We start from the raw sequence: 14,180 nt of genomic DNA, 5'->3' as shown, positions 1-14,180 counted from the left end.
ATTTCCGCCCCCGAACGGACCAGAGGCTTCAGGTCATGAGCACCGAACAGAACCTGATCACCACCCCGATCACCGCCGATTTCCTGCGCGGACACCTCGACGTGGAGGAGACCGCGCACGGTCTGCTGCCGCACCGGCTGCCGCCGCGGGCGCGCCGCCAGATCCCCGACGACCTGCTGGCCGTGGCCGAGGCCCAGCCCTCCGGGGTGCGGCTGGCCTTCCGTACCAGCGCCACCACCATCGCGTTGGACGCCCTGGCCACCAAGCGCGCCTACGTGGGCGTGCCGCCCCTTCCGGACGGCGTGTACGACCTGCTGGTCGACGGCCGGCTCACCGCCCAGGCCACCGTGGACGGCGGGAACCTCCGCACGATCACCGACATGCGGACCCAGGCCGCAGAGTTCGTTCCGGGACCGGCGGGCACCGCGCACTTCACCGGCCTCCCGGCGGGTGGGAAGAACATCGAGATCTGGCTCCCGCACACGGAGATCACCGAGGTCATAGCCCTGCGCACCGACGCCCCCGTCGAGCCGGCGCCGGCCGGCGGACGCCGGGTGTGGCTGCACCACGGCAGTTCCGCCAGCCAGGGCTCCAACGCCGCCTCCCCCAGCGCGACCTGGCCCGCCCTGGCAGCGTCCGCGGGCGGTGCGGAGCTGATCAACCTCGGGTTCGGCGGCAGCTCCCTGGTGGATCCGTTCACCGCACGCGCGATGCGTGACACCCCCGCCGACCTGATCAGCGTCAAACTCGGCCTCAACGTCGCCAACAGCGACGCCATGCGCCGGCGCACCTTCGCCCCCGCCGTCCACGGCTTCCTCGACACGATCCGCGACGGCCACCCGACGGCCCCGCTGCTCGTCGTCTCCCCCCTCCTGTGCCCGACGCAGGAGCACACCCCCGGCCCCCTGATGCCGGACTTCTCCGGCGGAACGCTCCGGTTCAAGGCCACCGGCGACCCGGCCGAAACCGCCGCCGGACGGCTGACGCTCACGATCATCCGCGAGATCCTGGCCGACATCGTCGAGCAGCGGTCCGCCGAGGACCCGCATCTGCACTACGTGGACGGCCTGGACCTGTACGGCGAGCGCGACCACGACGAGATTCCCCTGCCGGACGGCATCCACCCCAGCCCCGAGGCGCACCGGCGCATCGGCGAGAACTTCGCCCGGCTCGCGTTCGCGGACAACGGGCCCTTCGCCGCCACGACCGCCTGACCGGCCGCCCCCGACCCGGCCGGGGGCGCCGCCCGCAACCCGGCACCTCGTGCGTGACCTGCGCCTATAGCGCGCACGAGGGGTGGGGCCCGGGTTTCATCGCCCGTGCCTATGCTTGGTCTCATGGCCCTCGTCGAACTGCGTCATCTGCGTTATCTGCTCGCCGTGGCCGAGCAGGGCAACTTCACCCGCGCCGCCGAGGAACTGCACATCTCGCAGCCCACGCTCTCCCAGCAGATCAAACAGTTGGAGCGGACCCTGGGCGTGCAGTTGCTGGACCGTACCGGCCGTACGGTGCGGCTCACCGACGCCGGGGCCGTCTACACCGACCACGCCCGGCGCGCCCTGCGCGACCTGGCCGCCGCCGAACGCGCCGTCCACGACGTCCAGGACCTCTCCCGCGGCCATCTGCGCCTGGGCGTCACCCCCACCTTCTCCGCCTATCTGGTGGGCCCGCTCACCGCCGAACTGCACGCCCGTCACCCCGGCGTCCGCCTGACCCTGGCGGAGCTGACCCAGGACCGGATCGAGGCGGCGCTGCTCGCCGACGAACTGGACCTGGGCATCGCCTTCGCCGGTACCCACCTGCCCGGTGTCACCGCGACCGCGCTGTTCACCGAGACCCTCAGCCTCGTCACCGGCGCCCCGCACACCCGGGCCGCGTCCGGGCCCGTGCCGGTCCACGCCCTGAGCGAGGAGCAACTCGCCCTGCTCAGCGCCGACTTCGCCACCCGCGGCCATATCGACTCCTACTTCGCCCGCCACCGGGCGACCCCGCGCATCGCGGTCGAGGCCAACTCCGTCCAGGCGCTCACCGAGATCGTCCGGCGCACCGGCCTGGCCACCGTCCTGCCCGACGCCATCACCCACGACCACCCTCACCTCACCCCCGTCCCCCTCGACCCGCCCCTGCCCGCCCGGACGGTCACCCTCCTGCACCGTGAGGGCGCCTACCGCAGCGCCGCCGCCCACGCCTTCACCCGGCTCACCCACGACCTCGTCCGGGTCCGCGGCTACGCGCCCGCTCCGTAGCGCACCGGGGATCGGCGCAGGTCAGGGCCTGGAGGACCGCCCTCGGCGCACCGCCGCCCTCCAGGGAGGCCGGCCCGCTCGCGAGCAGTGCGCGGCCGGAGCCCGGCAGTCCGGGGCGGCTCCCCCGGCGGTCGGTGAGCGCGCGCAGCTCCGCGTGGCGCTCCCGCGGGGCGTCGCCTGCCGGGTCGCTCGGGGTGCCGAAGAAGTTCAGCAGCAGCACGCCCTCGGCGATGTCGCGGGCCACGCCCGGCCGCCCGTCCGGCAGCGCGATCACCTCGCCGGGCCGGTGGACCGCGTCGGCGTGCCGGCCGAGTACGCGCCGGCACCGGATCAGGTGCACCGCGAGCACGGTCGCGCGATCGGCTTCGCCTGGCGGTGGCGGTGGCGGTGGCGGTCAACTGGCGCAGCGCGGTGAGGCCGTTGTCGTACTCGGCGTGCGGCACGCGGAGCGCGGCGAGCCGCTCCGGGCCGCGCAGCAGCGGGTCCCGGCGGGCGGGCGGCGCGGTGACGTGGCGGCGGTCAGGTCCCGTATGCCGATCGGGGTCGGCCGCACCGCCGCGGAGTTCCGTCTGACGGACGGCGTCCGCCTCGCCGGTCTGCTGCGCGGCGTGCAGGGCGTCCGCCTCGATCTCGGCGCCGGGCACCGGCTGCGGGATACTGCGGCGGGCCGGTCCGGGCGGCTGCGGTACGCGGTGGGGACCGCCCGGAACGGCCTGGGGCCGGGCGCCGTACTCGTCCGGCCGGACTCCGTCGTCGCCCGGGCGGACGGCCCCGGTGCGACCCGGAGGCGTGCGAGCGGGCCGCCACGACGTGGTTCGGCCCGGCGGAGCGCTGAACACCCCGCACTCCCTTTCCCCACCTCACCTCATATCTGAAGGAGTACCGATGACGCTCACCCTCCGCCCGGGAACCACCGTGATGTTCACCGGCGATTCGATAACCGACGGCGGCCGGCGGCAGACCGGGGACGGCCTCGGGACCGGCTATCCGCTGCACGTCGCGGGCGCCTGGGGCCTTCACCACCCGGACCGGCCCGTGACCTGGCTGAACACCGGGGTCGGGGGCCACAGGGTCAGCGACCTGGAGGCGCGCTGGCAGAGCGATGTGCTCGACGCGAGGCCGGACGTGGTGTCCGTCCTCGTCGGCGTCAACGACATGAGCTGGCGCACCTTCGACCCGGACGGCCGCGTGATCCCCGCGGCGGAGTTCGCGGCGGGCTACGACCGGCTGCTCGCACCGCTGGCCGCGGCGGGCACCGAGCTGATCCTCATCGAGCCGTTCCTCCTGCCGGTCAGCGGCACGGTGCAGGCCGATGACGTGTTCGTCGACGAAGCGATCCGCCGGGAGTGGCGGACCGATCTGGACCCGAAGATCGAGGCCGTACGGGAACTCGCCCGTACCTACGGCGCCCATCTGCTCGCCGCGGACCGGATGTTCGCCGCGCTCTCCGCGGCGAGCGGACCGGAGCACTGGGCCGAGGACGGCGTCCATCCGACCTCGGCCGGTCACGCCGCGCTCGCGGACGCCTGGCTGCGCCTGGTCGCCTGAGCACCCGCCCGGCCTCCCGTACACGGCCGGACCTGCACGGGAGGCCGGGCGCGGCGGCGGCCCCGGACGCCTCGCCGCCGTCGGTCCGCCGGGCGGCGCCTGCGGTCGTTCCTTCTCGGACCGGTCGTTCCTACGCGAAGCGGGAGGGGTCCCCCGCGCCGTGGCGGACGATCTCCGGGGTGCCGCCGGAGAAGTCGACGACGGTGGTGGGTTCGGTGCCGCAGTCACCGGAGTCGACGACCGCGTCGAGGACGTGGTCGAGGCGTTCCTTGATCTCCCAGCCCTGGGTCAGCGGCTCGTCCTCGTCGGGCAGCAGCAGGGTGCTGGAGAGGATCGGCTCACCCAACTCGTCGAGGAGCGCCTGGGCGACGGTGTGATCGGGGATGCGGACGCCGACCGTCTTCTTCTTGGGGTGCTGGAGCTGGCGCGGCACCTCGCGGGTCGCCGGGAGGATGAAGGTGTAGCTGCCGGGGGTGGCCGCCTTGAGGGTGCGGAACACATCGTTGTCGATCTGGACGAGCTGACCCAACTGCGCGAAGTCGCGGCAGACGAGGGTGAAATGGTGCCGGTCGTCGAGCTGACGGATCGACCGGATCCTGGCGACGCCGTCCCGGCTGCCGATCCGGCACCCCAGCGCGAAGCAGGAGTCCGTCGGGTACGCGACGAGCCCGTCGGAGCGGATCAGTTCGGCGACGGTGCCGAGGGTGCGGCGCTGGGGGTTGTCCGGGTGCACATCGAAATACTTCGCCATCCGGCGAGTGTAGGCGGCCGGGGGCCCGGCGGCGCGGGGCGGGCGGCGGCCCTACGGTGAGCAGATGGACGAGGCCGAAGCGGGGTTCCCGGCGTACCGGGCGGCGCGTTGCGCGAGCGTGGCGGAGCTGGACGGGGCGGTGACCGGGTGCCGGGCCTGCCCGCGGCTGGTGGCCTGGCGGGAGGAGGTCGCGGCGGTGCGGCGGGCGGCGTTCCGGGACGAGGAGTACTGGGCGCGGCCGGTGCCGGGGTTCGGCCCGGCCGACGCGTCGCTCGCGGTGGTGGGGCTGGCACCGGCGGCGCACGGCGGGAACCGCACGGGGCGGATGTTCACCGGTGACGACGCCGGGGACTTCCTGTTCGCCGCGTTGTACGCCGCGGGGCTCGCCTCCCGGCCGACGGCGGTGCGGCCCGGCGACGGGCTGGAGCTGTACGGCGTGCGGATCACCTCGCCGGTGCACTGCGCACCGCCGGAGAACCGGCCGACGCCGGGCGAGCGGGACACCTGCCGCCCGTGGCTCGCGGCGGAGCTGGCGCTGCTCGCGCCGGGACTGCGGGCGGTGGTGGTGCTGGGGGCGTTCGGCTGGCAGGCGCTGTGGCCGGTGCTGGCGGCGGCCGGGTGGCGGCTGCCGCGCCCGCGTCCGGCCTTCGCGCACGGCGCCGTGGTGACGCTGCCCGGCCCGGACGGCCGGGGCCCGCTGCACGTCCTGGGGTGCTACCACCCCAGCCGCCGCAACGTCTTCACCGGCCGGCTGACCGCGCCGATGCTCACCGAGGTCCTGGAGCGGGCCGCCGGGCTGGCCGGAGGCGGCACGGGGTGAGGACGGGCCGGGCGCGCCGGGCCCGTCCGCGTGCGGAGCGCGGCGGTGGCCCTGATCCTGAAGCGGGGGCCGCCGTCCGGCGTGTGCGCGCCCGCGGTGGCCGGTAACGGATCCGACAGGCAGCAGTCGCGGCACCGTGACAGCGGAACGGACACAGATGAGCGACGGATTCATGGGCCCGGAGGGCTTCGAGCCGGACCCATTCGGCGACTTCCTGGGACGCGTCTTCGGCCGTCCGGGCGGCTCCAGCCGGATGCCGCGGCAGGCGGACATCGCCCGGCTGATGAGCGCCGGCGCCCGCGATCTGGTGACGTCCGCGGCGACCTACGCCGCCGACCACGGCAGTACGGAGCTGGGCACCGAGCATCTGCTGCGGGCCGCGCTGACCGCGGAGCCCACCCGCAGCCTGGTACGGCAGTCCGGCGCGGACCCCGACGCGCTCGCCGCGGACATCGACCGCAGCGCGGGCTCGGGCCCGCAGCAGTCCCGGGTGGCGGTCACCCCGGCGGTCAAGCGGGCGCTGCTGGGCGCACACGACATGGCGCTGGGCTCCGGCGCGTCGTACATCGGCCCGGAGCACGTCCTGGAGGCGCTGGCCGCCAACCCGGACTCGGCGGCCGGGCGGATCCTCAACGTCTTCCGGATCGACGCGCAGCACGCGGAGCGGGGCGCGGCGCCGGGCCATCCGCCGGTTCCGCCGGAGCCGGGCGCGCCGCCCCGGCACGAGACGCCGACGCTCGACAAGTACAGCCGTGATCTGACGGAGCTGGCGCGGGCCGGGCGGATCGACCCGGTGATCGGGCGGGAGACGGAGATCGAGCAGACCGTCGAGGTGCTGTCGCGGCGCGGCAAGAACAATCCGGTGCTGGTCGGCGACGCGGGCGTGGGCAAGACCGCCATCGTCGAGGGACTGGCGCAGCGGATGGCCGACGGTGAGGTGCCGGAGACGCTGGCCGGGCGGCGGGTGGTGTCGCTCGACATGACGGGCGTGGTCGCCGGGACCCGCTACCGCGGCGATTTCGAGGAGCGGATGAACGCCATCATCGAGGAGGTACGGGCGCACTCGGACACGCTGATCGTCTTCATCGACGAACTGCACACCGTGGTGGGCGCGGGCGGCGGTGCGGACGGCGGCAGCATGGACGCCGGCAACATCCTCAAACCGGCGCTCGCCCGCGGTGAGCTGCATATCATCGGCGCCACCACGCTGGAGGAGTACCGGCGGTACATCGAGAAGGACGCGGCGCTGGCCCGCCGGTTCCAGCCGCTGCTGGTGCCGGAGCCGGACGTGGCGGACGCGGTGGAGATCCTGCGGGGGCTCCAGGACCGGTACGAGGCGCACCACCAGGTGCGGTACACCGACGAGGCGCTGCTGGCGGCGGTGGAGCTGTCCGACCGGTATCTCACCGACCGGTTCCTGCCGGACAAGGCGATCGACCTGATCGACCAGGCGGGCGCCCGGGTCCGGCTCCGCTCGGGCACCAAGACGGCGGGCGTCCGGGACCTGGAGCGGGAGGCCGAGCAGCTCACGCGGGACAAGGACCAGGCGGTGGCGGCGGAGCAGTACGAGCGCGCCACCGAGCTGCGGGACCGGATCACGGCGCTGACCGAACGGATCGGGGCGGGGACGGATGAGGCGACGGGTGACGGCCGGGTCGTGGAGGTCACCGCGGCGGACATCGCGGAGATCATCTCGCGGCAGACCGGCATCCCGGTCAGCAACCTCACCGAGGAGGAGCGCGAGCGGCTGCTGGGCCTCCAGGAGCGGCTGAGCGCGCGGGTCATCGGGCAGGACGACGCGGTGGCCGCGGTGGCGGAGGCGGTGCTGCGCTCCCGGGCGGGGCTGGCCGATCCGCGGCGCCCGATCGGCAGCTTCCTGTTCCTGGGTCCGACGGGGGTGGGCAAGACGGAGCTGGCGCGGGCGCTGGCGGAGGCGCTGTTCGGCAGCGAGGACCGGATGGTGCGGCTCGACATGAGCGAGTACCAGGAGCGGCACACGGTGAGCCGGCTGGTCGGGGCGCCGCCCGGGTACGTCGGCCACGAGGACGCGGGGCAGCTCACGGAGGCGGTGCGCCGCCATCCGTACGCGCTGGTGCTGCTCGACGAGGTGGAGAAGGCGCACCCGGATGTCTTCAACATGCTGCTGCAGGTGCTGGACGAGGGGCATCTGACCGACGCGCAGGGCCGGACCGTCGACTTCAAGAACACCGTCATCGTGATGACCAGCAATCTGGGGTCGGAGGCGCTCAGCGGCGGCCGGGGCACGCTCGGTTTCGGCCCGTCGGGCGGGGACGGCGACGACGCGGCGCGCGAACGCGCGATGGCGGCGCTGCGCACGCACTTCCGGCCGGAGTTCCTCAACCGGCTCGACGAGATCATCGTGTTCCGGCAGCTCACCGACGCGCAGTTGCGCCAGATCACCGCGCTGCTGCTGGACGCGACGAGCCGCCGCATGCGGGCGCAGGACATGACCATCGAGTTCTCGCCGGAGGCGGTCGACTGGCTGACCCGGCGCGGACACCGTCCGGAGTACGGCGCGCGGCCGCTGCGGCGGACCATCCAGCGGGAGATCGACAACTCACTGTCGCGGCTGATGCTCGACGGGGCGCTCTCCCCCGGTGACCGGATCCGGGTGGAGATCGAGGACGACCGCCCGGCGTTCCGTACCACGTCCGGGCAGGAGTCCGCACCGGGCACGGAGCCGCCGGGCGGCGCCACGGCGGGCGGCGGCCTTGGGGGGCCGGCAGCCGGATGAGGGGCCGGGCGCCGGATGCCGAGGCCGTCCGGGCCCTCCCCGGGCGGCCGCACACCACAGAGATTCATGCCGTTATCCACCTGTTTGTCACTGGTGCCGCCGGGTACGAAAGGGGCACGGGGCACGGTCGGACACGAGCCACCGGGAGGTTGGCGTGATCATTCTCGGCCTCATCCTTCTCGTCATCGGCCTGGTGACAGGCATCGCGGTGCTCTGGACCATCGGCGCCGTTCTGCTGGTCGTCGGGGCCGCGCTCTGGATCCTGGGTCTCCTGGGACGGGCCGTCGGCGGACGGCGCCACTACTGGTAGGTGAAGGGCCGGGCGGGCGGCGGTCCGCCCGCCCGGGCCGGACGCGGAAACGCAGCTTCGGAGCACCTCATGTTCGTCTTCCTCGGACTCGTCCTTCTGATCGCCGCGGTCGTCGTCGGTGTCGCCGCGGTGGTCGGCAACGCCGGTGCCGGGCACGAACTCCTCATGGCGTTCAAGGTGTTCGGCTACCACCTGACGGGCTCCGCCGGGGCGCTCTTCCTCTTCGGTGTGATCGTCGGCGGGGTGGCCGTGCTCGGCCTCGGGCTGCTGGTGGCCGGGGCGGGCCGCTCCTCCCGGCGGACGCGGGCCGACGACCGCGACCGTCCGGTGGCGCCCGGGAAACCGCGCCGCCACCACCTCTTCGGCCACCGCACCGCGCCCCGCTGATCCGCCCGGCCGCCCGCCCGGGAGGTCGTCCACGACGCTCCGCGAGCGCGCCAAGTCCCGTACTGCGTGCGGGATTTGGCCATGCTCGCGGGCCCGCCGCCGCGCCGGGGGAACGCGCCGGGCACCGCATGACCGAAGGTCCGCGGCCCGCGGGGCCGGACGGACCGGCCGCGGCGGCCCGCGGCATTGTGCCCGCCATGGCCGGGATGCGCTTGGTTTGTGCCAAGTTCCTTTGACATGACCGCGATAGCGGTACTTTTCTGTGGCAGTCCGCGCCGCAGCCGGGCGGCGCCGGGTCCGCCGGCCACCGCCCCGTCGCGCTGCGGCCGCGCGGGCGGGAGGGCCGCGGACGGCCCGGACTTCGAGGGGGCTCGACTTTCATGCGTACAGCTCGGATGAGGAGACTTTCGGCCATGGGCGCGGTGTCCGTGGTGGTGGGGGTGGTGGGCGCGGCGCTCCCGGCGTCGGTGGCGTCGGCCGCCGACCGGGAGGGGCACGAGGGCCGGGCGGTCGGCTGGCATCTGCGGACCGGCAAGCACACCGCGATGTGGACCGGCACCCACGTGCTGGACGACGGCAGCCACGCGCTCTGCCTGGACCTGGCGCTGTACGGCCCGGACGGCAAGGACAACGGCTACACCCGCACCGGCGCGCCCAAGCAGCTCTCCGAGGACACCAAGGCGCGGCTGGCGGAGCTGGCCTCGCGGTACGGCAAGCTGCCGGACACCGTCGAGGGCCGCAACACCTCGGCCGCCGCCGCCCTGGTGACCTGGGCGCTCGCCGCCCACGACGGGATCGACGAGAGCGGCTACAACGGCGAGAAGATCCCCTGGCAGCGGTGGCTGGACAAGGGCATGCCGAAGGGCGCGGTGGCGGGCTACGGCGGCGACGCCTCGGTGGACACCGCGCCGGTCGTCGATCGGTTCAACCGGCTGCGCAAGGAGATCCTGACGGTCGACGCGGCGCCGTACACGCTGAGCGTCGAGGGCTCCGGCAAGACCTTCCCGTACGAGCGCACGCCGCGGGAGAAGGAGCTGACCGTCAAGGTCGCGCAGGGCAAGAAGCCCGCCGAGGGCGTCGAGGTGAACACCACGGAGCTGACCAACATCGCGCGGCCGGCCCGGCCCGGCACGGTGGGCACCACCGACGCGCAAGGCCGGGCGGTCTTCCGCTTCACCCCGGACGAGCCGGGCAAGGGCGCGGGCGCCGCGTTCGGCGCGGAGGTGTCGGTGAACTCGCCGACGTTCTGGCACACCGACCGCACGGTGCACGGCAAGCCGATGCAGCGGCTGGTGTACTTCGTGGCCGAGCGCAAGCCGCTCAAGGCGTCCGGCGAGATCCGCTTCCAGCCCGCCGCGGTGGTGATCGCGGTGAAGAAGGACCGCGCCACGGGCGAGGCGGTCACCTCCCCCGCGACGTACGAGATCCGGGCGGACGACAAGGGCGCGCCGGGCGAGGTCGTCACCACCGTCACGACCGGGAAGGACGGCCGGTCCGATGCGGTCGACCTGCCCGCCGGGACGTACTGGATCGTCGAGACGAAGGCGCCCGAGGGGTACCAGCTCGACAAGGAGCCGCGGAAGATCGAGGCGGTGTCCGGGGAGCGGCAGACCGTGACGGTGTGGGACAACGCGGTGCCCAGCCCGTCGCCGTCGCCCTCCGCCCCGGCGACGCCGCGGCAGCCGACGCCCAACCGTCCGGCGCCCGCGGGCGTCACCGGCGGCTCGCTGGCGCACACCGGCGCCGACGGCACGCCGTATCTCGCGGCGGGCGCGGCGGCGCTGGTCGTGGCGGGCGGCGGCGCGGTGGCGTACGCGCGGCGGCGCCGCTCGGCGGACAGCCGCTGACCTGCGGGACGAAGGGCGCGGGCCCTTGGGTGGCGGGGCGTGGTCCGAGGGGCCGCGCCCCGTCGCCACGTCCGGGGACAGGGCGGGGGCGCGGCGACGGAAGCCCCGCCGGGGAACGGGTCGGGGCGCGGCCCTGCGGGCCCGTCGCCGAGTACGAAGACGCCGCCCCCAGACCCGGCGGGCCCGTGGCCGAGTACGAAGACGCCTCACCGCGGGGTCGGGGCGAGCCACCGCCGACGCCTCACCGCGGGTCCGGCACGGCACCGTCGGCGCCGCTCCCCCGGGCCCGGGGGAGCGGCGCCCCGCAGCCGCTCCCGCCGCCCCGCGGGCCGTCGTCCCCGGACGGAGCAGCGTCTCACCCGACCGGGGCATCATCCGGGCGGTGGGCGGCGGTCCGGGTGGCGCGGGAGGCCCGGGGCTGATGACGATCGGGCGACGTCCCGTTCCACTCCGGCGGGGCGTGACCGCCGACCGCCGGGGAGACGCCGTGATGAGCGCACCGCCTCGCACACCCAAGCTGATCCATGAACTCCTCGCGGAGTTCCTCGGCACGATGGTGCTCATCCTCTTCGGCTGCGGTGTGGTGGCGCAGGTCAACGCCGGTGGCGCGCTGACCGACCCGAAGGGCGGACTCGGCGGCCACGACAGCATCGCCTGGGCCTGGGGGCTCGGCGTCACCCTCGGCGCGTACGTGGCGGGGCGGATGACCGGCGCCCACCTCAACCCGGCGGTGACGGTGGCGCTCGCCGCGTTCAAGGGCTTCTCGTGGGCGAAGGTGGTGCCGTACGCGCTGGCCCAGACGGTGGGCGCGTTCTGCGCCGCGCTGCTGGTGCGGTGGAACTACACCGAGGTCATCGCGCGTGCCGACCCGGGTCACGGCATCAAGACCCAGACGATCTTCTCCACCCTGCCGGGGAACGGTTCGACGGCCGCCGGGGTCCACGAGTGGGGCGCCTTCCGGGACCAGATCATCGGCACCGCCGTCCTGATGATCCTGATCTTCGCCCTGACCGATCTGCTGAACACCCCGCCCGGCGCGAACCTCGCGCCGTTCGTCATCGGCCTGGTGGTCGTCGCGATCGGCATGGCCTTCGGGACGGACGCCGGGTACGCCATCAATCCGGCCCGCGACTTCGGTCCGCGGCTGGCGAGTTTCCTGACCGGGTACCGGGGCGCCTGGCGGGATCAGTGGGGGAATCTCTACTTCTGGGTGCCGATCGTGGCGCCGCTCTGCGGCGGCCTGATCGGCGGCGCGGTCTACAAGTTCCTCATCGGCGACTTCCTCCACCGCATCGCGGCCGAGCCGGAGCCGCCCGGCCGTATCCCGACGACCGACGAGGCGTGAGGCCCGGCGGGCCCGGAGCGGCGACCTGCCGCCCCGGGCCCGCGCCGCCTATCGGTCCCGCGGGGCGGACCGGGCGCGGCGGGGCCGTCAGAGCGCGGTGCGGATGGCGCGTTCGAACCCCTCGACGTGCGCGGCGGCCAGTTCGGCGGCCTTCTCCGCGTCCCCGCCGGCCACCGCGCGCAGCAGCGGCCCGTGCTCCCCGATGTGTCCGGCGACCCCGGGCAGCCGGTCGACGAAGAGGCACCAGACGCGGGTGGCGAGGTTGTCGTAGTGCACCAGGGTGTCTTCGAGGTACGGGTTGCGGGTGGCGGCGTAGACGGCGCGGTGGGCCTGGAGGTCGAGGCGCATCAGCGCGCCGGGGCTGCGGGGCGCGGCCGGGGCGCCCTCCAGCTCCCCGGTGAGGGCGGTGAGCGCGGCGCGGTGGGCGTCGGTGGCGCGGCGGGCGGCCTGCGCCGCGGCCATCGGCTCCAGCTCGCGCCGTACCTCGGAGATATGGGCGAGGTCGGTGATGTTGACCTCGGTGGCGAAGGTGCCGCGGCGCGGGTAGACGGCGATCAGCCGCTCGTACTGGAGGCGTTTGAGGGCCTCGCGGACGGGGGTGCGGCCGACGCCGAGGGACTGGGCGAGCTGGTCCTCGCTGATGGGGGCGCCGGGGCGGATCTCGAGCATGATCAGCCGGTCGCGCAGGGCGCGATAGGCGCGTTCGGCGAGCGAGGGCTCCCCCGCTCCGGGGTGGGCGTCCGCCGCCCGGTGCTGTGTCATCCGGCCCCCTTGACCTGCTCCCGATCGGCCCCTTACGTTACCGCAGGCTACTGATATATCAGTTGGCCATCAAGCGCACTCCAGGAAGACGTGCGGGGCGGGCGGCGCGGGCGCACGGCCCGCCCTGGGACCACCGCCTCCGGCACGCCCGCCGCCCGCCTCCGCGACACGAAGGGAACCGCCGGATGAGCACCCCCCTTCCGGAACACCCCGCGCACCTGTGGCGCAACCCCGAGCCCCGCTCCTCGTACGACGTCGTCATCGTCGGCGGTGGCGGGCACGGGCTGGCCACCGCGCACTACCTCGCGTCGGTGCACGGCATCACGGATGTCGCCGTCCTGGAGAAGGGCTGGCTGGGCGGCGGCAACATGGCGCGCAACACCACGATCATCCGGTCCAACTACCTCTGGGACGAGACGACCGCCCTCTACGAGTACGCGCTGAAGCTCTGGGAGACGCTCCCCGCCGAGCTGGACCACGACGTGATGTTCAGCCAACGCGGCGTCCTCAACCTCGCGCACACCCTCCAGGACGTCCGCGACTGTGCCCGCCGGGTGGGCGCCAACCGGCTCAACGGCGTCGACTCGCACTGGCTGGAGCCCGGCGAGATCGCCGAGGTCTGCCCGATCCTCAACACCTCGCCGCACAGCCGCTACCCCGTACTCGGCGCCACGTACCAGCCGCGCGCCGGTATCGCCAAGCACGACCACGTCGCCTGGGCACTGGCCCGCAGCGCGGACGCGTACGGTGTCGATCTGATCCAGGGCTGCGAGGTGACGGGCTTCGTCACCGACGGCGGGCGGGTCACCGGCGTGACGACCACCCGGGGCCGGATCGGCGCCGGGCGGGTGGGGCTGACCGTCGCCGGACACAGCGGCGTCCTCGCCGAACGGGCCGGATTCCGGCTGCCGGTGCAGTCCCATCCGCTCCAGGCGCTCGTCTCCGAACTCCACGAGCCGGTCCACCCGACCGTCGTGATGTCCAACCAGGTCCACGTCTACGTCTCCCAGGCGCACAAGGGCGAACTGGTGCTGGGCGCCGGGGTCGACGCGTACAACGGCTACGGGCAGCGCGGTGCCTTCCACATCATCGAGCGGCAGATGGCCGCCGCCGTCGAGCTGTTCCCGGTCTTCGCCCGCGCGCACGTACTGCGCACCTGGGGCGGGATCGTGGACGTCACGCCCGACGCCTCGCCCGTCATCGGCGCCACCCCGCTGGCGAACCTCTTCGTCAACTGCGGCTGGGGCACCGGCGGTTTCAAGGCCACCCCGGCCGCGGGGTGGACCTTCGCCCACACGCTGGCGACCGGCGCGCCGCATCCGCTGAACGCGCCGTTCTCGCTCGACCGGTTCACCACCGGCGCGCTCATCGACGAACACGGCGCCGCCGCCGTGGCCCACTGAGAGAGG

14 protein-coding genes are annotated in these 14,180 nt (G+C 74.2%); 11 read left to right on the top strand and 3 right to left on the bottom strand.

The window, feature by feature from the left end:
• Positions 1-35: 35 nt before the first annotated feature.
• Both ACGH2B_RS28600 and cynR read left to right on the top strand, forming a co-directional pair.
• Positions 36-1,214 (top strand): GDSL-type esterase/lipase family protein, encoded by a 1,179-nt coding sequence (locus ACGH2B_RS28600; protein WP_399096065.1) that lies wholly within the window; start codon positions 36-38, stop codon positions 1,212-1,214.
• A 123-nt stretch (positions 1,215-1,337) separates the two neighbouring features.
• Positions 1,338-2,246, top strand: coding sequence for a transcriptional regulator CynR (cynR, locus tag ACGH2B_RS28595; RefSeq protein ID WP_399096062.1), 909 nt, complete (start codon positions 1,338-1,340; stop codon positions 2,244-2,246).
• On the opposite strand, the gene ACGH2B_RS28590 is transcribed toward cynR, so the two are convergent.
• Positions 2,200-2,586 (bottom strand): hypothetical protein, encoded by a 387-nt coding sequence (locus tag ACGH2B_RS28590; protein ID WP_399096059.1) that lies wholly within the window; start codon positions 2,584-2,586, stop codon positions 2,200-2,202. The two genes, cynR and ACGH2B_RS28590, sit on opposite strands and share 47 nt — an antisense overlap.
• 94 nt (positions 2,587-2,680) lie before the next feature.
• Here ACGH2B_RS28590 and ACGH2B_RS28585 point away from each other — a divergent pair, with 94 nt between their 5' ends.
• Both ACGH2B_RS28585 and ACGH2B_RS28580 read left to right on the top strand, forming a co-directional pair.
• Positions 2,681-3,121 (top strand): hypothetical protein, encoded by a 441-nt coding sequence (locus tag ACGH2B_RS28585; RefSeq protein ID WP_399096056.1) that lies wholly within the window; start codon positions 2,681-2,683, stop codon positions 3,119-3,121.
• 10 nt (positions 3,122-3,131) lie between these two features.
• Positions 3,132-3,794: an SGNH/GDSL hydrolase family protein gene (locus ACGH2B_RS28580; RefSeq protein ID WP_399096053.1), complete on the top strand. Its 663-nt coding sequence runs from the start codon at positions 3,132-3,134 to the stop codon at positions 3,792-3,794.
• Positions 3,795-3,924: 130 nt separating this feature from the next.
• On the opposite strand, the gene ACGH2B_RS28575 is transcribed toward ACGH2B_RS28580, so the two are convergent.
• Entirely contained in the window at positions 3,925-4,545 is a 621-nt protein-coding gene (locus ACGH2B_RS28575; protein WP_399096050.1) for an L-threonylcarbamoyladenylate synthase, read from the bottom strand.
• Positions 4,546-4,609: 64 nt separating this feature from the next.
• On the opposite strand from ACGH2B_RS28575, the gene ACGH2B_RS28570 reads away from it, so the two are divergent.
• The 6 genes from ACGH2B_RS28570 (at position 4,610) to ACGH2B_RS28545 (ending at position 12,009) form a co-directional block, all read left to right on the top strand.
• Positions 4,610-5,365 carry a uracil-DNA glycosylase gene (locus tag ACGH2B_RS28570; protein ID WP_399096047.1) on the top strand — a complete coding sequence of 252 codons (756 nt, stop codon included), beginning with the start codon at positions 4,610-4,612 and terminating at the stop codon, positions 5,363-5,365.
• 157 nt (positions 5,366-5,522) lie between these two features.
• A complete protein-coding gene (locus ACGH2B_RS28565; RefSeq protein ID WP_399096044.1) occupies positions 5,523-8,120 on the top strand; it encodes an ATP-dependent Clp protease ATP-binding subunit in 2,598 nt (865 codons plus the stop codon).
• 154 nt (positions 8,121-8,274) lie between these two features.
• Positions 8,275-8,430: a DUF6131 family protein gene (locus ACGH2B_RS28560; protein ID WP_399096041.1), complete on the top strand. Its 156-nt coding sequence runs from the start codon at positions 8,275-8,277 to the stop codon at positions 8,428-8,430.
• A 69-nt stretch (positions 8,431-8,499) separates the two neighbouring features.
• Positions 8,500-8,817, top strand: coding sequence for a hypothetical protein (locus tag ACGH2B_RS28555; RefSeq protein WP_399096038.1), 318 nt, complete (start codon positions 8,500-8,502; stop codon positions 8,815-8,817).
• Positions 8,818-9,230: 413 nt separating this feature from the next.
• Positions 9,231-10,664, top strand: coding sequence for a prealbumin-like fold domain-containing protein (locus tag ACGH2B_RS28550; RefSeq protein WP_399096035.1), 1,434 nt, complete (start codon positions 9,231-9,233; stop codon positions 10,662-10,664).
• Between the two features lie 490 nt (positions 10,665-11,154).
• Positions 11,155-12,009 carry an MIP/aquaporin family protein gene (locus ACGH2B_RS28545; RefSeq protein ID WP_399096032.1) on the top strand — a complete coding sequence of 285 codons (855 nt, stop codon included), beginning with the start codon at positions 11,155-11,157 and terminating at the stop codon, positions 12,007-12,009.
• An 87-nt stretch (positions 12,010-12,096) separates the two neighbouring features.
• Here ACGH2B_RS28545 and ACGH2B_RS28540 read toward each other — a convergent pair whose 3' ends face one another.
• Complete coding sequence (locus ACGH2B_RS28540) at positions 12,097-12,771, bottom strand: GntR family transcriptional regulator (protein ID WP_399096029.1); 675 nt, start codon at positions 12,769-12,771, stop codon at positions 12,097-12,099.
• A gap of 185 nt (positions 12,772-12,956) precedes the next feature.
• On the opposite strand from ACGH2B_RS28540, the gene ACGH2B_RS28535 reads away from it, so the two are divergent.
• On the top strand, positions 12,957-14,174 hold the full coding sequence (locus ACGH2B_RS28535) for a sarcosine oxidase subunit beta family protein (protein WP_399096026.1): 1,218 nt from the start codon (positions 12,957-12,959) through the stop codon (positions 14,172-14,174).
• Positions 14,175-14,180: the final 6 nt, after the last annotated feature.

The sequence above is a fragment of the Streptomyces sp. BBFR2 genome, assembly GCF_044497305.1.
Taxonomy (GTDB): domain Bacteria; phylum Actinomycetota; class Actinomycetes; order Streptomycetales; family Streptomycetaceae; genus Streptomyces.
This window is presented reverse-complemented; position numbering and strand designations above follow the sequence as displayed.